Genomic DNA, 23,969 nt, shown 5'->3' with positions numbered 1-23,969 from the left:
GTACGCACCGGCGAGGACAACCAGGGCGTCATCGGCCTGCGCCAGACCGGCATCCCCGACGAATACGAACCCGGCCTCAACGTCCGCTTCATGGGACTCGACGAGAAGGCCATCATCAGCTACCTCGTCAGCGCCTACTACTCCGCCGCCGTACTCGTCCCCGACGCCCTCGGCATCCTGGAGAACGTCAACGTCGCCAACTGGCGCGACTGAGAACTGTTCCGGCCATCGCCGAGTCCGCCGGTGCGCGGCGGGGATGACGGGCACCGTGTTCGTACCCGCTCATGTCCTGACGCGCCCCGGCCGCCGGAGCAGGTAGACGGCCGCGGTCGAGACCAGGACGGCCATGCACGCGATGAACACCAGCCCCGCGCCCTCGAGGCCGATGGGGCCCGACAGCACCCCCACACCGATCACCGGCACCGAGATGCCTGCGTACGCCACCACGAACAGCGTCGAGATCACCGCCGCGCGCCGGTCCGCGGGAGAGGCCTCGGCCACCGCGGCCAGCGCGCCGCGGAACGCCAGCCCCTGCCCACCCCCACCGACGAGGGCGCTCAGCACCACCAGCGACAGGAGGTCCCAGCGCAGCGCGCCCGCGAGCAGCGCCAGTCCGGCGAGGAGCGCGGCGCAACCCAGGGGCAGCGACCGCTCCACCCCGACCCGGCCGACCGCCAGCTGACCTGCGGTCGAGGCGAAGAAGGCCAGCGCGACGACCAGCCCGCTCACGGCGCGGTTGTCCACGCCCAGGGATTGCGAAAGGAACGCCGGGCTGACCGATGTGAAGACCCCGAACAGGGCGAACCCCACGAACGAGGCGATCGCCGCGGGCCCGAACACCCCCCGCACCTGTGGGGGCAGCCCCGGCCGCTGCGGCCGCACGGCGGTCAGCGGCCGCCGCTCCCGCACGGTCTCAGGAAGTCGCAGCAGCACCGCGACCGAAACCGCGACCAGGACGAGGTGGACGACGAACGGCAGGTGCAGCGGCCAGGCGGCGTACTGCGCGAGCACTCCGGCGAGCAGCGGTCCGCAGCCCAGCCCGCCCATGTTGGCGGCCGTCGCCACGAACGTGGCCCGGGAGGCGCCGCCATGCGGTGCCAGCTCCATCACGTACGCCGTGGCGGCCCCGGTGAACAGGCCGGCGGACAGTCCCGACATCAGCCGTCCCGCATACAGCCAGCCCAGCCCCGAGGCGCACAGGAAGAAGACGGCGCTCACCATCGCGAATCCCAGGCCCGCCAGCAGCACCGGCCGCCTGCCGACGACGTCCGAGGCATTGCCCACCAGCAGCAGCACGCCCATGACGCCGACGGCGTACACCGCGTACACGACGGTGACCGTCAGCTCGGAGAAGCCGAACTTCTCCTGGTAGAGGCCGTAGAGCGGGGTCGGCAGCGTGGTGCCGGCCATGCACACGGCGAACACGGCTCCGCTGAGGAGACACTGGCGCCATCCTCGGCGATCACCGTCCATGCCACCGACGGTAACCGCGCGCACCGTCCCCGGCCGAAGGGGCAAGCCCGACACGCCGCCGGCCACCGGAACGGGGCCGGAGCAGCGCTAGGGGTGGGCTGCGGGGAGGCGGGCGGACACCGGGGTGAGCCTGAGCGAGACGACGTAGGAGACGACGACGGCGACGAACACCAGCGGCATCACGGTGAGACCGGCCGCTCCCAGCAGGAGGGTGGCCAGTAGGACCGAGGTCATCGGCAGTTTCAGCATGGCCACCCGCCCGTCGCTCCCACGAACATCGCCGGGTAGATGGGGCCTCCCCGGAAGCTGCTCAGGGAGACGCAGTAGGCGGGCGCCTTGCAGACCACGATCAGCCCCCACCCCCGCCGGCACCTGATCGGGTGTCACAACGGCTCCTCCCGGGCGGGCTTCCGGCCGACGATCCGGCCTTCAGGTGGAGCCGGCGGGGCGCCGCCGACCGCTCCCGGGAGCACGGCATGGCGCCGGCGGGCCTGCGGGACTGTTGCTCATGACGCAGGCCCGGGGACGAGGCCGTCGGCGACCAGGCCCGCGAGGACTGCCTGTCCCAGGGCCTGAACGGCGGACTGGGGGCGGACCATCACGGTGAACTCCTTGACCCGGCCCGCCTCGTCGAACTGGAGCAGGTCGATCCCGTGGATCTCCTTGCCGTCCACGGTGGCCCGGAAGATCAGGATCTCCGACGCGGCCTGGTCGCCGTCGGCGCCGGTCTCGGCCGTGCCCTCGAGCTGTCCGACGTAGCGGAAGTCCTCGAAGGTGCGCAGCAGGACGCCGAAGAGTCCCAGCACCATGGGCTTGCCCTCGAAGGGGGTGAACTTCACCGGGCTGTAGAGGCGGATGTCGTCGGTGAACAGCTCGTCCAGCGCGGCGAGATCACGCTTCTCCACAGCGGCGCGGAAGCGTTCGGCACTCTCCATGACCCCTCCAAATACTCAAGGATATGACTAATCGCTTTCTTGGGTAGGATGCAGTGTCCGACAAGGAAAGGGAAGGGGTTGCCCCGATGGCCCTGCGACATGCCGTACTGGCGGCGCTGCTGGACGGCGAGTACAGCGGATACCAGCTGGCGAAGGCGTTCGACATCGGCGTCGCGAACTTCTGGCACGCCCTGCCCCAGCAGCTCTACACCGAGCTGGCCAAGCTGGAGAAGGAAGGGCTGGTCGCCGGCCGGCAGGTGGTCCAGGAGTCCCGGCCCAACAAACGCATGTTCCACGTCACCGACGCCGGCCACGCCGAGCTGGAAGCCTTCGCCGCGGCCGATTCCAAGCCCTCGGTCATCCGCGACGACCTCCTCGTCAAGGTCCAGGCAGCCGACCGCATCGGCACCGCGCCGGTCATCGAACAACTCCAGGAACGCGCCGCCGCGGCCGAAGCCAAGATCGAGCTGCTCGGCAACCTGCTGCGGCACATGCGCGGCGACGCGGACGAGGAGGAGTTCCTGCGCCACGGCGAGCGGATCGGGCCGTACCTGACGTGCCTGCGCGGCCTGGCCTTCGAGCAGGGCCACCGCGACTGGTGCCTGCGCATCGCAGCCGTTCTACGGGAAAGGCAGACAACCCATGCCGAACGGTGACTATCTGCGCTACGTCGCCCTGGGCGACAGCCAGACCGAAGGACTCGGCGACGGGGACGACACCGTCGGACTGCGCGGCTTCGCCGACCGGTTCGCCGAGCACCTCACGGCCGTCAACCCCGGCCTGCGCTACGCCAATCTGGCCGTCAGAGGACGCGTCGCCGGCCAGGTCCGCGCCGAACAGCTGGGGCCCGCCCTGGCCCTGCGCCCCGATGTGGCCACCGTCGTCGCCGGGGTCAACGACATCCTCCGGCCCCGGTTCGACGCCGCGGAGGTCGCCGGCCACCTGGAAGGGATGTTCGCCGCGCTCACCGGCGCGGGGGCCCATGTGGTCACCCTCACCTTCCCCGACGTCGGAAGGATCGCACCCCTGGCCCGGCCCCTCGGATCGCGCGTCGTCGACCTCAACACCCACATCCGCGCCGCGGCCGCCCGCCACGGGGTCCGGGTCGCCGAAACCGCACCGTACTCCATCACCACCGACCCACGGCTGTGGACGGCCGACCGGCTCCACGCCAGCCCCCTCGGCCACGAGCGGATCGCCGCAGCCCTCGCCCACGCCATCGCCCTGCCCGGCAGCAGCGGCGCCTGGACCCACCCACTGCCACCACAGGCACGCCCCACGCGCCGGCAGAGCGCAGCAGCCGAGCTGCGCTGGGCCACCGCGTTCCTGTGCCCCTGGCTCGGTCGCCGCCTGCGCGGGCGGTCCTCGGGCGACGGCCGCACCGCGAAACGCCCCCACCTCCTGCCCCTGAGCGCGGCGCCCGACTCCCCTGCGGACACCGGCCGACGCGAAGCGTCGTAGCGAGGGATCACCGGTTCCCTCGCACCCACCGAGTCGTCGAGTCGGTGATCCCCTCAGGCACCCGCAGCCAGCGGCGCGAGCCCCCGCTCCCGGTTGCGGACCCGCGGGAAAGCGGTTCATTGTTAGAGCATGAGAGCTGGGTGGGGTGTGCTTCTTTGACCGGAGGCGGCCGACATGGGTATTCCCGTTGTTCCGCCCGAAGCCCGCCTTCCGTCGGGACCAGGAGCGACGGAGAAGGGGCTCAAGGGCGGCGCGCTGGGGCTGTTCTCCAGCATCGTGATCGGCCTGGCCTCCACCGCGCCCGCCTACAGTCTCGCGGCGACCCTCGGGGTCATCGTCGTGTTCGTCGGGTTCCAGTCACCCATTGTGATCATCCTGGCGTTCATCCCGATGTTCCTGATCGCCTACGGCTACAAACAGCTCAACGAGGCGGACCCGGACTGCGGCACCACCTTCACCTGGGCCTCCCGGGCCTTCGGCCCCCGTACCGGGTGGATGGGCGGCTGGGGCATCATCGCCGCCGACATCATCGTCATGGCGAACCTGGCGCAGATCGCCGGAGCGTACGGCTTCCAGCTCTTCGGCGCGGACGGACTGGCCGAGAACACCACATGGGTCACCGTGGTCGGCGTGCTGTGGATCGCCGTGATGACCCTGATCTGCTACATCGGCATCGAGCTCTCGGCCAACCTGCAGAAGGTGCTGCTCACCATCGAGATCGTGATGCTCTTCGTGCTGGCCGTCACCGCGCTGGTCAAGGTCTACGGGGGGACGGCGTCGAGCGTGGCGACGGAGGTGTCGTGGTCCTGGTTCAACCCGGCCAACATCGACTCGCTGGACGCCCTCACCAAGGGCGTGCTCGCCGGAGTCTTCATCTACTGGGGCTGGGACACGGCCGTGTCGGTCAACGAGGAGACCAGGGACCGCGGCCGCACCCCAGGCCGGGCCGCGGTCATGTCCACCGTCATCCTGCTGCTCGTCTACGTCGTGGTCAGCGTCTCCGCGCAGGCCTTCGCCGGCGTCGGGGACAAGGGCATCGGGCTCGGCAACCCCGACAATTCCGGGGATGTGCTGTCCAGCCTCGGCAGCGAGGTCTTCGGCTCCGGAGGCTGGGGCGGGTTCGCCACCAAACTCCTGATCCTCATGGTGCTCACCTCGGCCGCCGCCTCCACCCAGACCACCATCCTGCCGACGGCACGCACCACGCTGTCGATGGCCGCATTCAAGGCGATCCCGGACCGGTTCGCCCGTATGCACCCCCGCTTCCTCACCCCGACGTGGTCGACGGTGGGCATGGGCCTGGCCTCCATCGCCTTCTACGTCATGCTGACCCGGGTCAGTGAGAACGTGCTGGCCGACTCCATCGGGTCGGTCGGCCTGATGATTGCCTTCTACTACGGGCTCACCGGGTTCGCCTGCGTCTGGTACTACCGCAGGGTGCTCACCCGCAGCCCCCGCGATCTGTGGGGCAAGGGCATCCTGCCGGGGCTCGGCGGCGTCCTGCTGCTGTACTTCTTCATCAACGCCTGCGTGGTCTACTCCGCCTCGGACTACGGCAGCACCTCCTGGACCCTGCCCTTCCCGCCGCACTGGCAGCTCGGCGGAGTCTTCGTCACCGGCATCGGCGCCCTGGTGCTCGGCGGGATCCTGATGATCATCTACCGGGTGATCCGCCCCGCGTTCTTCCACCAGGAGACCATCGCGGTCTCCGCCCACGACCCCGCGCACGCACCCACCCCGGAGCGGAAGCCGCTCTGAGACGTCCGGTCCAACGCCGCCAGGGGGCAACGTGACCCGGCCTGTTCGTCGTCCACGAACTCCTCCCGTCCGCTCCGCACACCGAGGTACGGTGCGGTGGGGGACGGGGGCGCGGTGGGATCGACGAGATGGCTGAAGCTGCGGATCGCGCGGGCGCACCGCCGCGGCCGGGCGGCGATGCGATGGCTGCCGCTCCGGCACGACCGCGGCCCGGCGAAGCAACAGACGTTCGACGTCACGTCGTTCACTGACACCGTCCTTCCGGACCCGCACGACGCGGTCCCGCCGGACCCGCAAGGCCCGGACCTCTCCGACCTCCCGGACCTCTCCGACCGGGCCGCCCGGCTGTTCCCCGCGGCCGATCCCTTCGGCGGCGCCGTCCGCGACGCGCTCGGCCCGGTGCTCTTCGACGACGGGGTACTCGAACTCCTCGCGCACTGCGGCACCGCCACCAAGGTCCGCCCCACCCACGACTGGCTGTGCCGGACCGAGTACCTGCTGACCGAGGCGCCCGCCGCTCCGCTCGCGCTGGCCGGGATGCTGAAGGCGGCGTGCGCGGTGACGGCGTACGACGCGGTCGGGCCCCTGCTCACCGGACTGGTCTGGGCGGCCTGCGTCTCGGGCGACCCCGTCGCGATCCGCGCCCTCGGGGCGGCGCTGCGCCGGCGGAGCAGGCCGTCGCGCCGCCAGCCGCGCTGGGTACGCGCCGGGCTCGACGCGCTGGCCACGGCGGCCGGGCAGAGCAGTGCTTCGCTGCCCCGCCGCCGGGCCGCGGCCGGCGCCGTGCACGATGTCCGTGACCTGGCCCGCACCCTGCTCGAGCAGTACCGGGCGGACCGCGCGGCACCGCCGGAGGACTGGCGCGGGGTGCGGATCGGCCCGTACATGGCGCGGGTGGTCGTCCGCTCCAGCGGGGCCCTGGCGACGGAGTTCCGTGAGGCGTCCGGGCCCGTGCTGCCGTCGATCCCGAAGGAGGTCCGGCGGCAGTTCGCCGGCCCTGTCGCCGAACTCACCGCACGGCACGCCGCTCTCGGTGCGCGTGTCGGCGCGATCCGCGAGCGGCTGACGGCGGATCTGGCGGCCGGGACGGAGTTGCCCGCGGGAGCGTGGTGCCGCGACTGGCTCGACGACGAGGTCGCCGGCCCGATGTGCGGGGCCCTGGTCTGGGATGTGCTCATCGGCGGCTGCCGGGTGACGACGGGCCTGCCGGTCCGCGACGGCACCCAATGGACGGTGGTCGGCAGCAGCGGCCTGCCCTACGTCCTGCCCGACGGCGCCTCGGTACGGCTCTTCCGGCCGACGCCGCAGCAGTCCCCCTGGGTCGGACACCTGCAGTCCCTCCTGGTCGAAAAGGGCCTGCGGCAGCCGATCCCGCAGCTGACCGCACCGCCCGGGCGGGCGGTGGGGTGACTCAGCCGCCGTGGCCGGCGTGATCGGCGCCCGCCTGGATGGTGCCGCCGAGGGTCGCGCGCAGGCCCTTCAGGGCCTCCTGGGACTGGGCCGTGACGATCCAACGGGTCCCGACGAGGTAGATGCCGCCGTACGCCTGAGCCTCCGTCAGCCACGCGTGCTGTCCGGTTTCCGCCGCGAAGGTGAGCATGCGGAACTCGCCCTGGTCGGTCTTGCACGAACCCTGCCGCAGTTCTGTCGCGACAACGCTGATATTGGCCTTGCAGCCGAGGACGGCGGCGATCTGCTGTATCGAGGCGGGGCCGGCCGCCGGTACGGGAGTGGGAACCGCTGCCGCGGTGCTTTTTGTGTGTGCATTTCCGGCGCAGCCGCTCAGCAGGATCACACAAAGCGCCGCGACGACATGTCCAAGTCGCAGATTCGGCACATCAACCTCATCGCTTCGGTCGGAATTCCGGAATTCCACAATTCCGGGCTCTGCTTCTTCACCCCTCGGTGCGGGGCGGGTGCCCGCACGGGGAGGCCGGGGCCCGGTGACCGGGCCTGACCTCCCCGTGCGGATGGCACCGGGGGCCGGGGCTCAGGAACCCGCGCCGGCCTTCTTGCCACCCTGGGTGACCGCGAACCACAGACCCATCTTGCCCTGGCCGTTGATGTCACCGGGCTTCTCGTCACCGGTGAACCAGTAGACGGGCCAGCAGTCGATGGCGAGCTGCTTCGTACCGTCGGGCCGGGTGACGGTGCCGACCAGCTTGGACGCCACGCCGGTCACCTTGCTCTTGTCGACCGGCTTGGCGGGCTTCCAGGTGTTCAGGCACGCGTCGAGGCAGGCGAACTTCATCGGCCAGGCGCTGTCCTTGCTGAACCGGTAGAGGGTCCGCATCTTCCCGTCGACGATGATCTTGCCGAGCTCGTCGTTGTTGGTGACCGAGAGCTGGACGTCGCTGACCTGGCTCTGACTCTGGGTGGGGGCCGGCTGCGCGGCCGCCTGCTGTCCGGCCTTCTTGCCGTCGGGCGCCAGCGCGTTCCACGTCCCGCCCACCCCGTGGCCCTTGGTGTCACCGGCCTGGGTGTCCATCGCGTAGCGGTACACCGGCCAGCCCGCCAGCGTCAGTTGCCGGCTGCCGTCCGTGCGGATGACCTCGCCCAGCAGCTCGGGCTTGATGCCCGCGGAGGCGGTGGCGTCGTCCGCCGGCACGGCCGGCCAGGTGATGGCGCAGGCGCCGTCACAGTTGGACTTGGGCGGTTGGGCGGTGTCCTTGTCGAACCGATAGAGGGTGAACCCCTTGCTGTCGGTGACGATCGGTCCCAGCTTCCCGTCGCTGCGCACCGCCAGTTCCTTCGCCGGCTCGCCCTTCTTCGCACCTGCCTGGTCGGCGCCCGAGCCGGTGGTCGTGCCATATCCGCCGGAGCTCGCACCGTAATCCGAGCCGTATCCAGTCCCGATGTCCTTACTGTCTCCAGCGGGCTGGACGTTGGCTCCCTGCGCGTTGTTACCGCTCTTTTCACTGCTGCCGCATCCTGCCGTCAGCAGAAAGACCACGGTGGCCGCTCCAGCGAATGCTGCCCGACGCCTGTTTACCATGACTGCTCCTTCGCATTCGGTTCGGCGGCTTCGCTCGCCGTCGCTAATTGATACGGGAGGAACGGTGGGTGGCGTTCAGCCGATTCAAAACTTGTCACATCACGCACAGAACCGAGCGGGTCAACGTGGTGTGGGGGCAGGACATTTGCCCTCGTGGCGGCGGGAATTGCCGTCGCAGCAGGGGTGGTTGGACCGTCCGCCGCGGGGAGCGCGCCGGGGAGTGACTCAGTCCTGGATGCGCAGCGCGAGGGCGGGGCAGCGCCGGATGGCGCGCAGCGCCTTCGGGCGCAGCCGGGCCGGCAGGTCCATCGACGCCTTCTCCGGATAGCCGTCGGCGCCGAGCTGGATCACCTCGGGGAGGATGTCCATGCAGAGTCCGTGCCCCTGGCACCGCGTCCAGTCCACGAGCAGCCGCTCGGTGCGCTCTTCGGCGGCCGGTGCCGGGGCGGTTTCGTCCGCGCGCAGCGGGAGGGTCCCCAGGACCGGCCGGCCACAGCCGCTGCCCAGCGCGTGGTCGTAGAAGTCGTCCGGGAACGCGGCGAGCGCCGACTCCACGAAATTCGAGGTCCCGTCGGGGTGGCTGCAGGCGCCGCGGCGCCTGACCGACTGCATACGTGCCTGGACGGCGTCGAGCGCGGCCTGGCCACCGCCGTGGACGGCCAGTTCGAGGGTGTCGGCGAGAGCCGGCAGCCCCAGCACGCAGGGCCCGCACTGGCCCGCGGACTCCCCGGCCATCCAGCGGGTGACCCGCAGCACCTCACCGGCCGGGCAGGTGTCGTCGGGCAGCGGCAGTACCGCTCCCGCTCCGAGCACCGCGCCGAACGAGGTCAGGGATTCCCGGGAGATGTCCGCCGCCTTCGCGGAGTACGGATCCAGCCATTTGCCGTGATAGCCGCCGACCAGGACACCCTGGCCGGGGCCGAGCCCGCACAGTTCCAGGATGTACGACAGCGGGACACCGGTCGGCGTCTCCATCACCGTGGACCCGGCGACGGTCAGCAGCAGTGTGCCCGGCTCGGTCGGCAGGCCGACGGAGCGGTAGCCCAGCGCGCCGAGCCGTGCGGCGAGGGCGAGTTGGGCGTACGTCTCGGTGTTGGACAGCAAGGTGGGCAGCCCGCCCAGGCCCCGGTCGCTGGTCCGGATGGAACGCCCCGACGGCAGCGCGGGGCCGTTGCTCAGCCCGCTGACGTGAGCGGAGCTCTCCCCCGTCACGAAACGCTCGGGCAGCAGGGTCACCCGGAGCTTGAGGCCGGTCGGGCCGCGTTCATAGATGGCGTCCTGGACCGACTGCTCGATGTCGGTCCTGGTCACACCGACGACGACTTCCTCGGCGTTCAGTGCCGCGGCGGCCAGCAGCGCTCCGTCGAGCACCAGATGCGGGGAGTGCAACAGCAGCGCGGTGTCCTTGAGACAACTGGGCTCGCCCTCGCTGCCGTTGACGACGACGGCTGTGCGTCCGTCCCGGCTCTCGGCCGCCCGGGTCACCGACTTCAGCTTCCGGGCGAAGGGGAAGCCCGCTCCCCCGCGGCCGCGCAGGTCGATGTCCTCGGCGAGCGCCAGCAGTTCCTCCGGCCGCAGCCGGGGCAGCGACCCGTGCACCGCCAGATGCGAGACGCGGTCCAGCCGCGGCACCTCGTCCAGTCCCGCGAACACCCGTGGCGCTCCGACACAGCCGATCGCCGGACGGGGGCCGTTCACAGCCGCCATCCAGCGGTGCTGTCGACCCGCCCGCCGGACCGGTCCATACGGTCCGTGTCCTGGCGCGGCACGTAGACGGCGGCGCGCGGTGGGCGGTCCGGCTCCCGCGGTGGCACGACCCGGAAGGCCGCGGTCGTGGCGATCTGCGGGCCGGCGGCCACGCGCTTCTGCCGGGACCTGAGGCGCACGGCGAGCACGACGGCGACACCGACCAGGCACAGCGCGTAGGACACCGTCACCCAGCCGCTCGCCGGCCGGCCGGCCTTCAGGCCGTGCAGCAGCGACGCGCCCCAGGCCGGATACGCGCCCATGTGCAGGGCCCGCCACCAGCGAGAGCGCCCGCCGGAGGCGAACGCGCTGCGCACCGCGCCGGTCACCGCCACGGTCAGGAAGAGGTACCCGGCGAGCGTGCCGAGCCCGATCATCAGGGGTTGCCGGCCGTCGGTGAACGGCAGGGCCGCCGCGCCCGCGCTGGTCTCCTGTCTTTGGACCTTCACCCAGATGTGCAGCGCGAGGAAGCCGAGTCCCGCGCTGGCCAGGCCGCGGTGCACGCCTTGGGCGAGCAGCCGGTGGCTGGAGTGCAACAGCAGCCGGTCGGTGGCGGCCAGGCCCCACAGCACGGTGGCGGTGAGCGAGACCAGGGAGAGCACTCCCGCTCCGAAGTCCAGGAAGTCCAGGGGCCGGGTGAAAGCGCCCACGTTGCCCGCTACGGCCAACGCGACGAGGACCACCAGAGCGAGCGTGACGATCGTGACCGGACGCCGCCCGCCGGCCCCGGACAGCAAAGGAGGCCGGCGGACGGCTCGCCGTCCACCGGCGGCCGCTCCGGCGTTCAGTCTCCTTCGGTGCGACCGGCGCGCCTGGCGCGACCCGTCCTGGCGGGGAAACTGCATGGGGGACAAGGGCATAGGGAAAGCCTCCCGAGCGGGGGTACCGAGCACTGCAAGTCGCACCCGGAGCCCAGGGGGTTGATGTCGGCGCTGCTTTGCAGCAGCGGTGAAACCCGGGGCAGCACGGCCCGCACGGGGGACATGCGGAGCCGTAAACTCGCCGAAACTCAACGGCTGGGGGGACCGGCTCCGGTGCGGGTATTGGAGGGATCGCCTCCGCAGCCGATGAGCAGTGACCGGGTGCAGCAGCATCGCTCAACTTCCCAGCATCTCCACAAGATTTATCGCATCGTGACAAGTTCCTGCTTCCCCGTCGTCGTCACGGTGTGCAACTGCGGAAGATGCTCAACCAAGTGCTTCCGGTTCCGGCCGGACCGGGTCTAAACCGTCCCGGCCGCACCCTGGTGGTAAAGACCCGGCAAAACTCCGGGACCACTGGCGGGAAGCAACCTCTAGGAGGGCGCAGGAGGACCCTCAACTCCTCCGCCGGACAAGGATGGCCGGCGATGGAGGCAACCTCCGCAAGACCTGTCCTCCCCCCAGGCAGGTCTTACCCCGGCATGAACGAGGTAGAGATGTGCGAACTTCTTAACCGCATCTGGTCCCTCCCCCGTGGCGAGTGGACCCGCGTTCTGCGCAAGGAACTCCCGTCACTGGCAGATGAGATGGTCGAGGCGCTTCGGCATGAAATTCCCGGCTTCGCCGACCTTCTGGACGACATGGGCCGCGAAACGGTCCGGCAGGGGCTCGAAGAAGCCCTGCTGACCGCCCTCGGCTACCACAAGCCACACAAGGACCGCGAACTCCCCCAGGAGCCGCCCGCCCCCGCGGCGGTACCGATCGACCGGTCACGCCAGGACCTGTTCAACGCACTGACCGGCACCATCGACGTACCGGCCGCATCCCTCACGGAACTGGCCCGCAAGGCCCGCTGGCCACTGCCCGAAACCGTCCGGGCCGTCGCCGTCACCTCACCCGGCGAGAGCCAGCAACTGGCGGCCTCCCTCGACGACTGCCTGGTCGGCATGGGCAGCGACGGGCCCTGCCTGCTCATACCCAGCCCCGACCCGGACACCCGCGGCACACTGGAGGCCGCCCTGCGCGGCCGGACCGCCGCCGTCGGACACGCCGTCCCGCTGCGCGACGCCGCATCCTCACTACGGTGGGCCCGGCGCCTGCTGAACCTCACCCCCACCCCCGCAGGACCCGACGCCCGGCCCGTCTTCGTCGACGACCACCTCTCCACCCTGCTCCTGCTCCAGGACGAACCGCTGGCCAAAGCCCTGGCGGCCCGCTGGCTCCGGCCGCTGGCAGGACTGACACCACGCCAGAGCGAACGGCTGGAAGTGACCCTCCTGGCCTGGCTCGAAGGCGGCGGAGCACCCGAAGCGGCCAAAGCACTGAGCGTGCACCCACAGACAGTGCGCTACCGCATGCGCCAACTGGAGAAGCTCTTCGGCCAGGGACTGCGTGACCCGCGCACCCGCTTCGAACTGGAGATGGCGCTGCGCAGCCGCCGGCTGATGGCCGAGATAGGACGCCGCAGCACCCGCGTGACCCGCAGGGCGCGAACCGTCACGGTGGGCTTCCGACCACTGGTCGTCGCACGCGAAGCACGCGTCAACGGACTCTGAACCACCCGGGCCCACCGGCCCGTTCCGGCGGATCACACACCCATCGTGATCCGCCGGACCTTCCTCACAACCCGGCAGGAACCGCCGCACGCATCGTCGCGTTGAGGTCGACCAGCTCGCGGTACGCCCGCGAGCACGACCCGCAATCGGCCAGATGCCGCGCGAGATCACGGCTGCGAACAGCGCCACTGCGCCGTATCGCCGTGCCCAGCATGGCGCTGAAGTGCCGGCACCGATCGTCTCCCACGCTGTCCACATGAGCGTGCAGATACGCCTCACGCAGCCCCTCGCGCGCACGAAAAGCCAGGGACGTCACACCACTCGGAGTGATACCCAGCAGCGCGGCCACCTCGGCAAGGGAATCCTTCTCCACCAGGGTGTGCCACAGCACCGCCTGCCACCGCTCGGGCAGCGTGTTGAAACTGCGGACGAGCAACTGACGATCCTCGCTGGCCAGCAGATGCTGCTGCGGATCGGTACCGGCCGGCGACTGCTGCCGCCACCACTCCAGATCCGCCGTCAGCAGCGTCTTGCGGTCACCGGCACCCCACTCGATCGCCGTATGCCGCACCACCGCCAGCAGATACGGCCGCCACGCCCCCTGCGGCCCGGCCCCCGAACGCACCGCCTGGAACGTGCGGATGAACGCCTCCGACACGAGATCCTCCGCGTCGTGGGAATCACGACAGCACCGGTGCGCGTACGCGAGAGCGGCCTCACGGTGCCGACGGTAGAGGATGTCACCCGCGGCCGGGTTCGCGGTGCCTGAGCCATAGCCGTCCTTCAGCTGCCGGGTGAGCTCCTCGTCGGAGGGCACGGCTTCCTGCGCGACCGCGCGTTCCCGGTCGTTGTCGGCCTCGCGAGAGCCCAGCACTGCCACCTCGCACAATCGAGCGACTACGGAGTTCGTTCCGGATTCGGCCCCGGCTCCGTAGTCGTGTTCCGTGGGACGTGCGCCGAACCGTACGCGTTCCACAGCGCTCGCACAGCTTGGACGGCCGGATTGGCGCACAGACATGGCGGTGGCCCCGGAGTCGGCTCCGGGGCCACGCCCATCTCGGGGCCGGGCGGGGGCATGGGGAGCGCCCTGCCCCGAGGGTCCTAACGGGGGAAGCGGCGCCCGGCAGCCCCGGACACACTCCCTCCCCTGGTCATCAGCACCTGCGACCGCTGTTCATGCAGTTCACCGCCTGCCGCATCAGACGGTCCGACATCGCGTCGACGAAGTCGCCATGGTCGGTCACCGGCTTGTGCAACTGCTCGGGGAAGCTGTCCACAGCGATCCGCGCACCCTGCGGGACGCTGTAGGTGATCCGCTCCACCAGCTGCGGAATCGCCTTGAACCCGTTGCCGCACGCACCGTTACGATCCGCGAAGGCCACATGGGTCCGGTGGTTGGCACTGTCGATGTTCTTGCCGTCCCAGCAGCTCTGGAAGGTGAACGTACGCACCACGTCGCTGCCCTGCGGGCAGATCGGGTACTTGTCCTTCAGCTGGCGGTTCTCGAACCCCGTGCAGCTCCACGAAGCATTGGCGTTGGCCGGGCCGTTGGTGAAGGCCTTGGCATCACCGGTGATGATCCGCAGGAAACGCGGCATCGCGGTGACCCGGCTGACCGGGCTGCCGTCCATGCGGATCGTGACGCTCTTCGGCTGCAGGATCTTGCCCACGTTGGCGTCCTGGCCGCCACCCGGCGCGTTCACATCCGGTCCCTGCCCGGCGTTCTGTACCCGCAGCACAGGCCAGTAGTAGGCCGACTGGTCCCCGTTGCTGCACGTCGTACCGGCCGCGGCGAGAGAGTCGTTGGTGGAGAACGCATCCGTGGTCTTGTTGCCCACGTAATCGTGCATGTGGTGAGCGCCGTTGCTCACACCGGGCGCGACGATGACATTGTCCGGATTGAAGTGCTTGTTCTCGTTGCGGCCGCACCTCGAAGTGAACGAACCGGTGGACGCGCCGGCCCGCAGACGCGGCTTCTGCACATTCGGCCGGACCTTGGTGATGTCGACAAAGTCCGCCTTCGACGGACCCTTGCCCTGCTTCTTGCTCTGATCCTGCACCGCCTGGTCCTGCACCGCCTGGTTCTGACCGTCCTGCACCTGACCGTCCTGCTGGTTCTGCACAGCACCGGCCTCGTCCTGCCCGCCCCCGGTGTCACCGGGCTTCACATCCGTGGCCTTCATCACACAGGCACTCAACTCGTCCAGGCCGGCCGGCGGTTGCGCCACCTTGGAAATCGCCTCGTCGATACGGGCGATCGTGCCGCTGCGCTTCTGCTGCAGATCGTTCAGCGACGTGTTCTTGTCCCACTGCCCGGCCGCGAGCTTCTTGTACGAGTCCGCCACCTGCGCGTCCAGTTGCGCCAGATTCTGATCGACAGCCGGCTTCGCCTCATCGGGAACGGCCGTCAGCTTGTCCCCCACATCGGGACAGGCAATCGTGGCCGCCCCGACGTCCTGCGTCTGTGCGGAGTCCCTCTTCGAGTTGCCCGCAGAGGCATTCGCGGCGACGAACGCGACCCCGCCCGCACCCAACACCATCGCGGTAACCACCACGACGGCCTTGTTCGGCACGCGGGAACGTTTATGGTCTTTCTGACTCATGAGATCACTTCACTTCACTTCGTTGTAGCGGAGTCGAAGCGGAAGCCGTGACGGTGACCGCTGGCTTCCCGGAGGGCGAGGCCCCGTCGGCGAGCGCGCCGAAATCGACGAGCCCGGTCTCCTCGAGAACCGAGATGTGGTCGAGGACCACGGTGTTGGCCCGTGTGGCAAGGGAACGGACCATGGAATTGCGGGTCTGCCCCCGCACCTGCGCCACGAGCGCGAAAACCTTCCCGTGCGCCCGACGCAGAAGATTGACGAACACCTGGTCGTAGTCGGCCCCTTGGGCGGCGTTCATCTGCGAGAGCCAGCCCTGCTGGTCCGAGTTGGGCTGGTTGGGCAGGTCGACATGGAGCGCCTGACCCACCTGCAGGACCCGCGCATCCAACTCGGCATGTCCGTCGATGAGGTGCCGACCCGCGGTCCTGACCGATTCCTGCGTACCGCGCTGCTGCGCCTGGTGCCCCGCGGGGCCCTCCCACAGTCCGGCGAGCCGGACCTTCCGGATGAAATCCCGGTCGAGTGGGGTCAACGGTCCGTACTGCGTGTTCACGGTTCCGCCGCCGTCGTCCGTGACGCCGGCAGCCACCGGGGCGCTCTGGCCGCCGAACTTCTGCATGGGGATCAGCAACGCCACGAGCGTCACCGCGAGGGCGCCGATGACGAGAACGGTTCCTGTCGTGTACCGGAAACCGACGGACGCGCTGAGGGCGGATCGCCGGACCAATGTCCGCACAGTGCCTCCTTTGCCGCTTGCCGGGTGGGGCGCCAACGCGGAAGGTCCCGCACCGACATGCGGCGGGCACCGCCTTCCCGGGTGCCACCGGACGCTAGTGCCGTTTGTGGCACTGCTGTTGAGGGATCATCACCATCGGATAAACATCAGATCACTACCCGGAATCCCTGGTACCGTTCCGTACCCGCGTGTGACCGGTCCCGCGCGTCGGACGCCGCCGAGCCCGCGGACAGCGCTGTCCCCCCGGCACGGAACACAACGGCCCCGACCGGTGGGAACAGCGATCGCAGCGATCGTCGCCTCCACCGGCCGGGGCCGTGCGGTCCTGAGTTCTGGTGCTCGGCTAACTCTGCGTGTAGGTGAAGTGCGGAGTGTCGTACTGGGGACCGTTCTTCTCGTAGGTGAACCAGTAGGTGATGACCGTGCCCGCGGACAGCTGACTGATGGTCTGGGTCCAGGTACCTCCGCTGTTGGCCATCCGGAAGTTCTGCTGACCTGCCCCGTTGACCAGATAGTGCACATCCACGTACTGCGCGGCCGTGGTGGGAGTGAAGGAGATCCGCGCCTGAGTGGCACTGATCCGGGTCGCACTCGCCGAGTAGTCGGGCGAGGACGTACCACCGCCCGTGGTGCCCCCGGTCGTGCTCCCACCGGTGGTGGTGCCCCCCGTCGTCGTTCCACCCGTGGTGGTACCACCGGTCGTCGTCCCACCGCTCGTGGTGGTGCCGCTGGTCTGGTAGACACCGAACCAGTCGATGCTCATCCCGGCGCCCGAGCTGATGTCGGCCGAAGGCGAGGTGCAACCACAGACCTTGTTGGGGTACGAACCACCGATCGCCACATCGAATATGGCGAAGAACCCGTGGTCGACAGCGGCCTGCCACGTACCGGTGGACACCTGGTTCTGATTGACCTGGTATGTCAGACCGCCGTCGAGATAGAACCTCAACTGCTCGGCCGCGGTATTGGTACGGTCAATGATCACCGAGTACGTGTGGAACCCCGTCTGACAGCCCCCGCACGCCTGCAGACCACTGCTGATGCCGTCCGGGTCATGGCACTCGCCGGCCCAGACACCGCAGTGGAACGTGGTCGAGTGCTGACTCAGCGCATTGACATCCTCCATGATGTCCAACTCGCCGATGTTCGGCCAGTTGGTCGCACCCACCGGACGGGCAGCGGCACCCATCGCCCAGAACGCCGGCCAATACCCCAGACCGTGCTGCGGGTTGGGCTGCTGGATGGACGCACTGATCTGCAGCCGGCCGCCGGGCGGGGCAGCGAAATCGGTGCGCTGGGTCTCGATGCGCCCGGACGTCCAGTGCCCGCCGGCGTCCTTGATCGGCTTGATGACCAGATGCCCCGCACCGTCCTGGTAGACATTGGCCGTCGAATCGGTCGCCGTCTCCAGCTCACCGGTCCCCCAGTTCGGCGCCGCCCCCGGATAGTTGTAGTTGGTACCGATGTCGTACAGCCAGTTGGCCCTGTTGAGACCGCTGCCCGACGCGCCGCTGAAATCGTCGCTGAACACCGTGGTCCAGCCGGCCGGAGGCGCGGGCGCCGCAGCCGCCGAACCGCCGGTGAGAGACAGGCCCAGCGCACCGGAAACCAGCAGGAGCAGAGCACTGAAGACCGTGAGCGGAACACGCCGGATGCGGCGCGCTCTGCGCGACGCGGCTTCGGGCGGGACGTTCTTCCTCATGGACGGTCCTGACCTTTCTACAGATCTACGAGCACTACGGGGAAGTACGGACCGGTTGCCGAGAGGCGACACCGCACCGAACGGACGGGGCCGCCCCCCCGGCGCCCCGTCAGCTGAAGGGGTCGAGCAGGAGTGATGCCTGCTGCGGACTGCCGTCGTGGACCAGCGACTCGTGGTGCCCGACGTCGTCGAAGGCGAATGCGTACGCGTTCCCGTCCGCCATCTGCGCATGGATGAAGCGCGCGTAGTGGTTGGTCACCGCGTCGTGGTAGAAGTTCGCGGAGCTCGTGTCCGGCTGGTTGGCGTTGACCAGCAGCGTCGAACGGTTGAAGCCCGCGCACAGGGTGCGGGAGATCGGCCCGCGCACCAGGTCGTTGGGTGCGTCCAGGAGCTTGTAGCAGCCGAAGATGCTGTCGGCGTCGGGCTTCTGGAAGCTGGTGACGACCGCCCCCGACGTGTTGGTGAAGTTCATGACGTTCCCCGAGACACGGCCGAAGTACTTCGTGTTCGGCTGGTCCGCGAACGGCGTCACCGTCAGCGTCGATGTGGAGTACTTCTGCCACACCCGGTTGACGTAGTCGTCGAGGATGCCGTTGGACAGCGCACCGGACTCGATGCCGTGCCCCGGCGCCAGCGCCCGCAGGACCGAACCGTCCGGAGCCGTCTGGATCAGACCGCCCCAGCCGCCGGGCCGGCCCCGCAGCGCGTTGAGGACTCCGTTGTATCCGCCGGACTTCAGATGCCCGGTGGTCTGGCCGGCTCCCGTGGTGGACTGCACCGCGACCGCGTACGGCGCGGAGAACATGTCCACCTGCGTGCTGTTGATCCACAGCCCGCTGTCGTTGAGGGTGTACTCCGACCAGTTGAACAGGATGTTGCGGTTCGGATCGCTCGGATTCTGCACCGCGGGCTGCACCAGCCCGCCGGTGGTCAGCTTGAACACCAGTTTCTGGCCGTAGGAGAAGTAGACACGGCCGGAGAACTTCGGAATCTGGATCGTCACCGACTGCCCCGCGGCAGGACCGGGGATCGACGCGTCGGGGGCGGGGGTCGGCGGATTGCCGCCCGCCGGCCAGGCGTGGAACCCGCCGTTGGCGTCCGCCCAGCCCTGCCGGCCGCTCGACAGCTCGGTGCCCAGGTCGTAGAGGTAGACGCTGCCACCACGGCCGGAGTTGTTGGTGACCCTCAGCGGGATGGTCCCGGGCACCGGCTGCCCACCGCCGCCTCCGCCGGTCGTCCCACCGGTGCCGCCACCGGTCGTACCGCTGCCCTGGGTGTACGTGAACTGGGGGGTGTCGTACTGCGGCCCGCTCTTCTCATAGGTGAACCAGTAGGTGATGACCGAGCCCGTGGAGAGCTGGTCGACGGTGCGGGTCCAACTGCCCCCGGCGTTCGCCACCCGGAAGTTCTGCTGGCCCGCGCCGTTGACCAGGTAGTGCACATCCACGTACAGCGCGGGCGTCGTCGGGGTGAAGGTGATCCGCGCCTGACTGGCGCTGGTCGCGGTGACGCTCTGGGTGTAGTCGGACGGGCCGGCCACCGCGGTCCCCGCGATGGAGGTGAGACCGAACAGGCCGGCGAGTACCAGGACAACGGCGGACAGGAACGCCGTGACGCTGCGGCTCCAGGGCTTTCGGGGCCGGGCAAGGCGCGGAAGTGGGGTTCTGCGCATCGAAACTCGTATCCCTTCTTCTGTTCACGAAGCGAAAGGGAAGTACTGGTCCGGGCAGGTCGCGCCTACATCTCACAGTCGATGGCAGGTCGTCATCCCTCGGGAGGCCTTCGAACCAACGACGTGAGAGCGCTCTCAACCAACAGGATCGTGTTGGATTCTTGGCGCACGACGTGTTCGCGTCAAGAAGTTGAACAAGATCTACTTAACGGCCGGGACATACACCCGACATTTGTCCGGGCGCGATTGATCGCCGAAGGTTCCATGTACGATGCGAAGCAGTCTGGTTACCGACCAGTAGGTTCACGTGTCGGTGGCGCACGGCGCACGGCGCACCCGGGCACGGACACGGCAGCCACCTCTCAACCCCTTGCCGAAGGAGCAGCCATGCCCACCCTCGAACGCCTCGACGATGTCTTCGTCCTCGATCTCGGGGACACCGAGAACCGCTTCCACCCGGACTGGATCGCCGCGGTCAACGAGCTGCTGGACGAAGTGGAGGCGGCAGAGGGCCCGCGCGCCCTGGTGACCGCCGCGACCGGCAATCCACAGGGCTTGTTATTACTTGATGGCGCTCACTCGACGTGCTCGGTCGGTCGACTATGAGTGGCGGGAGTTGATGATCACCCATAGCTTCGAACCGGCGGGCGCACGCCCTTGTACGGGCGAAGGATGCGGGACCGCTGTCGAACGTCCCTCGGATCCATCGCCGAGACCGGCGCTGTTACGGGTGGACCATCCTGGAGAGCGGGTTGGCGTCATGGTTGCGCGACGGTTGTATCAACTGGTGGGAACGACGATCGGCGTCGCCGCCGTAGCACTGGCGGCGGCGCCGCCCGTGCAGGCGGAGAGCGTGCTGCTGGTCAGCAAGGGGCAGTCGATCCAAGCGGCGGTCAACCGGGCGAAGCCCGGGGACACGGTCCTCGTCCTGCCGGGCACCTACAAGGAGAGCGTTCAGGTCACGGTCTCGAATCTCACGATCCTCGGCTCCGGCGACCGGACGGTGATCACCCCTTCGGCCGTACCCGGCGGCAATGCCTGCGCCACGGGCGGTTTCGGGATCTGCGTCACCGGAACGGCGGGCCACCCGGTCACCGGTGTGACCATCGAGTCGCTCGCCGTCTCCGGGTTCAAGAAGCACGCGATCAACGCGTCCGACACCGACCGGCTGAGGGTCCAGTTCGTACTCGTCAAGGACAACGGCCAGTACGGGATCAGCGTGGAGAAGTCCACCAGGTCCCGGCTGTCCGGAAACCGGGCGCGGGACAACGGGCAGGCCGGCATCTTCATCGCGAACCTGACCAGTGGCGAGGGCGGCGCCCTCGACACCAAGGGTGCCGAGATCGGTGGCAACTACCTCTCCGGGAACCGGGTCGGTGTCGTGGCACGACGCGTCCGCAATGTGACGGTCGTGAACAACACGATGACCGGGAACTGCGGCGGCGTGTTCGCCGTGGGCGACGAGGGAACGCCGAGGGCCGGAGCGCTGACCATCCGCCGCAACAAGGTGGTGGCGAACAACAAGTTCTGCCCGGCGAACAGCCGGCTGCCGGTCATCCAGGGCTCCGGAATCGTCCTGACCGGCGTGGAGAACACGACCGTGGAGCTGAACAAGATCACCGACAACGTCGGTACCTCGCCGCTGTCCGGTGGCGTCGTGCTGTTCCCGAGCTTCACGGGCGGGCCCAACTCCGGCAACACCATCCGGGACAACACGGCGCTCCGCAACGGTCCGGCCGACCTGTCCGACCGCGACACCGGGCTCGGCAACACGTTCGAGCGCAACCACTGCAAGGTCTCGGCGCCGACGGGCCGCTGCTGAACGGGCGGTCCACCGCGCGGCGTCCGACACCCTTCCGAGCCCCAGGAGAGGCAGCCACATGACGACCACATCTTCCACCGCATCCCCACCCGGCATCACCCCGCACGCCGGCATGCGCCTGCGCGAACTCGTGTTCGGCGCCGCCTGCGCCGCGGCCGTACGCGCCGCGGCGCGGCTGAGGATCGCGGACGCGCTGGGCGACACCCCGACGACGGTCGAGGAACTGGCCCAGGAGGTCAACGCCGAGGCCAAGCCGCTGCGCCGGCTGCTGCGCGCGCTGTCGTGCTACGGACTCTTCGCCGAGACGGAGGACGGCCGCTTCACGCACACCGAGATGTCACGGCTGCTGCGCGAGGACTCCCCCAACAGCCTCCGGTACATCTCGCTGTGGTGCACGGAGCCGTGGACCTGGGACGCGTGGCCGCTGCTCGACGACGCGGTCCGGTCCGGCAAGGACGTCTTCCCCGAGCTGTACGGCAAGGGCTTCTTCGAGTACCTGCACGACGACGCGGGCGAGTCGGCCGTCGTGTTCGACCGGGCGATGACGTCGTCCAGCAGGCAGTCCGCCGAGGACCTCGCCGAGTACGTCGACCTCTCCGGGGTGTCGAGCGTCGCGGACATCGGCGGCGGCCAGGGGCTGGCGCTCGCCTGCCTGCTGGAGAAGCACCCGAAGCTCAGCGGGACGCTGCTCGACCTCCCCAAGGTGATCGCGAACGCGGATCCGCGCCTGCGGGACGGCGGGCCGCTGGCCGGGCGGGTCCGGCTCATCCCGGGCGACTGCCGCAAGGACATCCCCGTCCAGGCGGACCTGTACATCATCAAGAACATCCTGGAGTGGGACGACGACAGCACCCGCGCCACCCTGGGCAACATCGTCAAAGCCGCGCGCCCCGGTGCCCGGGTGATCGTCGTCGAGAACCTGGTCGACGACAGCCCGTCGATGCGGTTCACCACCGCCATGGACCTGCTGCTGCTCCTGAACGTCGGGGGCGCGAAGCACTCCAAGGTGAGCATGGTCGCCCTGATGGAGGAGGCCGGGCTCACGGTCGGCGAGATCCGCCCGGTCAACCCCTACCTGCACGCCTTCGAGGCCGTCGTCCCCGGCTAGAGCCGGTCACAACACACCGCGCGCCACTCTCCCGAAGGAGCGTGGCGCGCGGTGCGTTGTACGGTCGCGGTGCGGTCCGGTCAGCCGACCGACGCGGGTTCCCTGCTCGCGTCGCCGTCCTGGTCGGACTGCTCGGCGCACATCGTGCCGACGAGCCCGGTGGTGTGCAGCGCCGTCTGGAACAGCGGGTGCGCCAGCGTCCTGCGCAGGAAGCCGAGCGTGGTGTGCACGCCGTGCCCGCTCACCCGGAACTCGCTGAGCGCGCGGTCCATCCTGGCCAGCGCCTGCTCCCGGTCCGGAGCCCATACGGCTGCCTTCGCCAGCAGGGAGTCGTAGTCCGGTCCGACCAGCCAGCCCGGGTAGGCGTGCGTGTCGACCCGTACGAACGGGCCGCCGGGCGGCACGAACTCGGAGAGCAGACCCGGCGTGGGCGAGAACTCGTTGTCGGGGTTCTCGGCGTTGACGCGGCACTCGACGGCCACACCGCGCAGCGTGATGTCGCTCTGCCGGAACGGCAGCGGCAGCCCGGCTGCCACCGCGATCTGTTCGCGGACGATGTCGATCCCGGTGACCAGTTCGGTGACCGGGTGCTCCACCTGGAGACGACAGTTGATCTCCATCAGGTAGAACCGGTCGTCCGGTGTCACGACGAACTCGAACGTGCCCGCCCCGACGAACCCCACGGCCGTGGCCCCCTGGACCGCGGCCGCCAGCATCGCCTCGCGCAGCTCCCGCGGCAGCCCGGTGGCCGGCGCCTCCTCGATGAGCTTCTGGTGCCGGCGCTGCACCGAGCAGTCGCGCTCGCCCAGGTGGACGGCGTTGCCGTGCCGGTCGCACAGCACCTGGACCTCGATGTGGCGGGCGTCGTCGACGAACCGTTCGAGATAGAGCCGGTCGTCGCCGAACACCGCCCGGGCGTGGGCGCGTGTCTCGTTGTAGGCGAGGCGGAGGTCGTCGGCGGAGCGGACCACGGCCATACCGCGGCCGCCACCGCCCGCGACGGCCTTGAGGATCACCGGGTAGCCGACCTGCCGAGCGAGCTCCTTGGCCTCGGCGGGCGAGGTCAGCGCCCCGGTACTGCCGGGCAGCACCGGCAGCCCGGCCTGCGCCATCAGGGTGCGGGCCGCCGCCTTGTCGCCGAGCTGCTGCATGACGTGCGGGGGCGGCCCGATGAAGACGATGTCGTGCGCTTCGCAGATCTCCGCGAAGTCGGGGTCCTCCGAGAGGAAGCCGTATCCGGGGTGGATGGCCTGCGCGCCGGTCTGCAGCGCCGCCTCGATGACGGCGGGAACGCTGAGATAGCTGCCCTTGGCGGGCGGCGCGCCGATGTGCACCGCCTCGTCGGCGAACCGGACGACCGCGGAGTCGCGGTCCGCGGTGGAGTACACCGCGACCGTACGGATGCCCATCTCGCGGCAGGTGCGCGCCACCCGCAGGGCGATCTCCCCGCGGTTGGCGATCAGGACGGTGGAGAACACGGGA

Annotated in this window: 18 protein-coding genes and 5 pseudogenes; 9 read left to right on the top strand and 14 right to left on the bottom strand. The window is 69.5% G+C overall.

Translation table 11 applies throughout. From position 1 onward, the window contains the following. A pseudogene (locus AC07DC_RS37925) lies at nt 1–213 on the top strand (Crp/Fnr family transcriptional regulator); the annotation flags it as partial. A gap of 69 nt (nt 214–282) precedes the next feature. On the opposite strand, the gene AC07DC_RS37920 reads toward AC07DC_RS37925, so the two are convergent. The 3 genes and pseudogenes from AC07DC_RS37920 to AC07DC_RS37910 all read right to left on the bottom strand — a co-directional run bounded on the left by AC07DC_RS37920 (nt 283) and on the right by AC07DC_RS37910 (nt 2,408). After that, nucleotides 283–1,473 carry an MFS transporter gene (locus AC07DC_RS37920; protein ID WP_478919286.1) on the bottom strand — a complete coding sequence of 397 codons (1,191 nt, stop codon included), beginning with the start codon at nt 1,471–1,473 and terminating at the stop codon, nt 283–285. 87 nt (nt 1,474–1,560) lie between these two features. Continuing rightward, nucleotides 1,561–1,826, bottom strand: a pseudogene (locus tag AC07DC_RS37915) (chloride channel protein); the annotation flags it as partial. Nucleotides 1,827–1,979: 153 nt separating this feature from the next. After that, nucleotides 1,980–2,408: a nuclear transport factor 2 family protein gene (locus AC07DC_RS37910; RefSeq protein WP_478919285.1), complete on the bottom strand. Its 429-nt coding sequence runs from the start codon at nt 2,406–2,408 to the stop codon at nt 1,980–1,982. Between the two features lie 86 nt (nt 2,409–2,494). Between AC07DC_RS37910 and AC07DC_RS37905 the strand changes: the two genes are divergently transcribed. The 4 genes from AC07DC_RS37905 (at nt 2,495) to AC07DC_RS37890 (ending at nt 7,037) form a co-directional block, all read left to right on the top strand. Continuing rightward, a complete protein-coding gene (locus AC07DC_RS37905) occupies nt 2,495–3,064 on the top strand; it encodes a PadR family transcriptional regulator (RefSeq protein WP_478919283.1) in 570 nt (189 codons plus the stop codon). Next, nucleotides 3,051–3,869 carry an SGNH/GDSL hydrolase family protein gene (locus tag AC07DC_RS37900; RefSeq protein ID WP_478919282.1) on the top strand — a complete coding sequence of 273 codons (819 nt, stop codon included), beginning with the start codon at nt 3,051–3,053 and terminating at the stop codon, nt 3,867–3,869. Before AC07DC_RS37905 ends, AC07DC_RS37900 begins: the two co-directional genes overlap by 14 nt. 174 nt (nt 3,870–4,043) lie before the next feature. Then, nucleotides 4,044–5,627 (top strand): APC family permease, encoded by a 1,584-nt coding sequence (locus AC07DC_RS37895; protein ID WP_478919280.1) that lies wholly within the window; start codon nt 4,044–4,046, stop codon nt 5,625–5,627. A 114-nt stretch (nt 5,628–5,741) separates the two neighbouring features. After that, nucleotides 5,742–7,037, top strand: a complete 1,296-nt coding sequence (locus AC07DC_RS37890; protein WP_478919278.1) for a DUF4132 domain-containing protein — start codon at nt 5,742–5,744, stop codon at nt 7,035–7,037. 1 nt (nt 7,038) lies between these two features. Here the strand turns inward: AC07DC_RS37890 and AC07DC_RS37885 are convergent, their stop codons facing one another. The 4 genes from AC07DC_RS37885 to AC07DC_RS37870 form a co-directional block, all read right to left on the bottom strand. After that, nucleotides 7,039–7,464, bottom strand: coding sequence for a hypothetical protein (locus AC07DC_RS37885; RefSeq protein WP_478919276.1), 426 nt, complete (start codon nt 7,462–7,464; stop codon nt 7,039–7,041). A 153-nt stretch (nt 7,465–7,617) separates the two neighbouring features. Continuing rightward, nucleotides 7,618–8,622 carry an SCO0930 family lipoprotein gene (locus AC07DC_RS37880; protein ID WP_478919275.1) on the bottom strand — a complete coding sequence of 335 codons (1,005 nt, stop codon included), beginning with the start codon at nt 8,620–8,622 and terminating at the stop codon, nt 7,618–7,620. Nucleotides 8,623–8,847: 225 nt separating this feature from the next. Beyond that, nucleotides 8,848–10,275: an NADH-ubiquinone oxidoreductase-F iron-sulfur binding region domain-containing protein gene (locus AC07DC_RS37875; RefSeq protein WP_478919273.1), complete on the bottom strand. Its 1,428-nt coding sequence runs from the start codon at nt 10,273–10,275 to the stop codon at nt 8,848–8,850. 41 nt (nt 10,276–10,316) lie between these two features. Further along, nucleotides 10,317–11,051 (bottom strand): hypothetical protein, encoded by a 735-nt coding sequence (locus tag AC07DC_RS37870; protein WP_478919272.1) that lies wholly within the window; start codon nt 11,049–11,051, stop codon nt 10,317–10,319. Between the two features lie 719 nt (nt 11,052–11,770). Here AC07DC_RS37870 and AC07DC_RS37865 point away from each other — a divergent pair. Next, nucleotides 11,771–12,844 carry a PucR family transcriptional regulator gene (locus AC07DC_RS37865; protein WP_478919270.1) on the top strand — a complete coding sequence of 358 codons (1,074 nt, stop codon included), beginning with the start codon at nt 11,771–11,773 and terminating at the stop codon, nt 12,842–12,844. A gap of 64 nt (nt 12,845–12,908) precedes the next feature. Here AC07DC_RS37865 and AC07DC_RS37860 read toward each other — a convergent pair whose 3' ends face one another. The 6 genes and pseudogenes from AC07DC_RS37860 to AC07DC_RS37835 all read right to left on the bottom strand — a co-directional run. Beyond that, a complete protein-coding gene (locus AC07DC_RS37860) occupies nt 12,909–13,724 on the bottom strand; it encodes an RNA polymerase sigma factor (RefSeq protein WP_478919269.1) in 816 nt (271 codons plus the stop codon). A 274-nt stretch (nt 13,725–13,998) separates the two neighbouring features. Beyond that, complete coding sequence (locus tag AC07DC_RS37855; protein ID WP_478919295.1) at nt 13,999–15,384, bottom strand: DUF1996 domain-containing protein; 1,386 nt, start codon at nt 15,382–15,384, stop codon at nt 13,999–14,001. 67 nt (nt 15,385–15,451) lie between these two features. Then, on the bottom strand, nt 15,452–16,093 hold the full coding sequence (locus tag AC07DC_RS37850) for a DUF4142 domain-containing protein (RefSeq protein WP_478919267.1): 642 nt from the start codon (nt 16,091–16,093) through the stop codon (nt 15,452–15,454). 433 nt (nt 16,094–16,526) lie between these two features. After that, nucleotides 16,527–17,885, bottom strand: coding sequence for a glycoside hydrolase family 16 protein (locus AC07DC_RS37845; RefSeq protein ID WP_478919265.1), 1,359 nt, complete (start codon nt 17,883–17,885; stop codon nt 16,527–16,529). A gap of 109 nt (nt 17,886–17,994) precedes the next feature. After that, a pseudogene (locus tag AC07DC_RS37840) lies at nt 17,995–19,092 on the bottom strand (glycoside hydrolase family 64 protein); the annotation flags it as partial. Nucleotides 19,093–19,188: 96 nt separating this feature from the next. Beyond that, nucleotides 19,189–19,557 (bottom strand): annotated as a pseudogene (locus AC07DC_RS37835) (hypothetical protein); the annotation flags it as partial. Nucleotides 19,558–19,944: 387 nt separating this feature from the next. Between AC07DC_RS37835 and AC07DC_RS37830 the strand changes: the two are divergent. The 3 genes and pseudogenes from AC07DC_RS37830 to AC07DC_RS37820 form a co-directional block, all read left to right on the top strand. Continuing rightward, nucleotides 19,945–20,100, top strand: a pseudogene (locus AC07DC_RS37830) (enoyl-CoA hydratase/isomerase family protein); the annotation flags it as partial. Nucleotides 20,101–20,344: 244 nt separating this feature from the next. Next, nucleotides 20,345–21,379, top strand: coding sequence for a right-handed parallel beta-helix repeat-containing protein (locus AC07DC_RS37825; protein ID WP_478919264.1), 1,035 nt, complete (start codon nt 20,345–20,347; stop codon nt 21,377–21,379). Nucleotides 21,380–21,437: 58 nt separating this feature from the next. Next, nucleotides 21,438–22,487 carry a methyltransferase gene (locus AC07DC_RS37820; RefSeq protein ID WP_478919263.1) on the top strand — a complete coding sequence of 350 codons (1,050 nt, stop codon included), beginning with the start codon at nt 21,438–21,440 and terminating at the stop codon, nt 22,485–22,487. 80 nt (nt 22,488–22,567) lie between these two features. Here AC07DC_RS37820 and AC07DC_RS37815 read toward each other — a convergent pair whose 3' ends face one another. Continuing rightward, nucleotides 22,568–23,965, bottom strand: a complete 1,398-nt coding sequence (locus AC07DC_RS37815; protein WP_478919262.1) for an acetyl-CoA carboxylase biotin carboxylase subunit — start codon at nt 23,963–23,965, stop codon at nt 22,568–22,570. Between the last annotated feature and the right edge of the window lie 4 nt (nt 23,966–23,969).

It is taken from the genome of Streptomyces sp. NPDC045021 (assembly GCF_056432645.1).
This window is presented reverse-complemented; position numbering and strand designations above follow the sequence as displayed.

Bases quoted from the DNA above. Each gene is read 5' to 3' on its own strand.
- AC07DC_RS37920 (WP_478919286.1), bottom strand. From the start codon at position 1,473: ATGGACGGTGATCGCCGAGGATGGCGCCAGTGTCTCCTCAGCGGAGCC.
- AC07DC_RS37910 (WP_478919285.1), bottom strand. From the start codon at position 2,408: ATGGAGAGTGCCGAACGCTTCCGCGCCGCTGTGGAGAAGCGTGATCTC.
- AC07DC_RS37905 (WP_478919283.1), top strand. From the start codon at position 2,495: ATGGCCCTGCGACATGCCGTACTGGCGGCGCTGCTGGACGGCGAGTAC.
- AC07DC_RS37900 (WP_478919282.1), top strand. From the start codon at position 3,051: ATGCCGAACGGTGACTATCTGCGCTACGTCGCCCTGGGCGACAGCCAG.
- AC07DC_RS37895 (WP_478919280.1), top strand. From the start codon at position 4,044: ATGGGTATTCCCGTTGTTCCGCCCGAAGCCCGCCTTCCGTCGGGACCA.
- AC07DC_RS37880 (WP_478919275.1), bottom strand. From the start codon at position 8,622: ATGGTAAACAGGCGTCGGGCAGCATTCGCTGGAGCGGCCACCGTGGTC.
- AC07DC_RS37865 (WP_478919270.1), top strand. From the start codon at position 11,771: ATGAACGAGGTAGAGATGTGCGAACTTCTTAACCGCATCTGGTCCCTC.
- AC07DC_RS37855 (WP_478919295.1), bottom strand. From the start codon at position 15,384: ATGGTGTTGGGTGCGGGCGGGGTCGCGTTCGTCGCCGCGAATGCCTCT.
- AC07DC_RS37845 (WP_478919265.1), bottom strand. From the start codon at position 17,885: ATGAGGAAGAACGTCCCGCCCGAAGCCGCGTCGCGCAGAGCGCGCCGC.
- AC07DC_RS37820 (WP_478919263.1), top strand. From the start codon at position 21,438: ATGACGACCACATCTTCCACCGCATCCCCACCCGGCATCACCCCGCAC.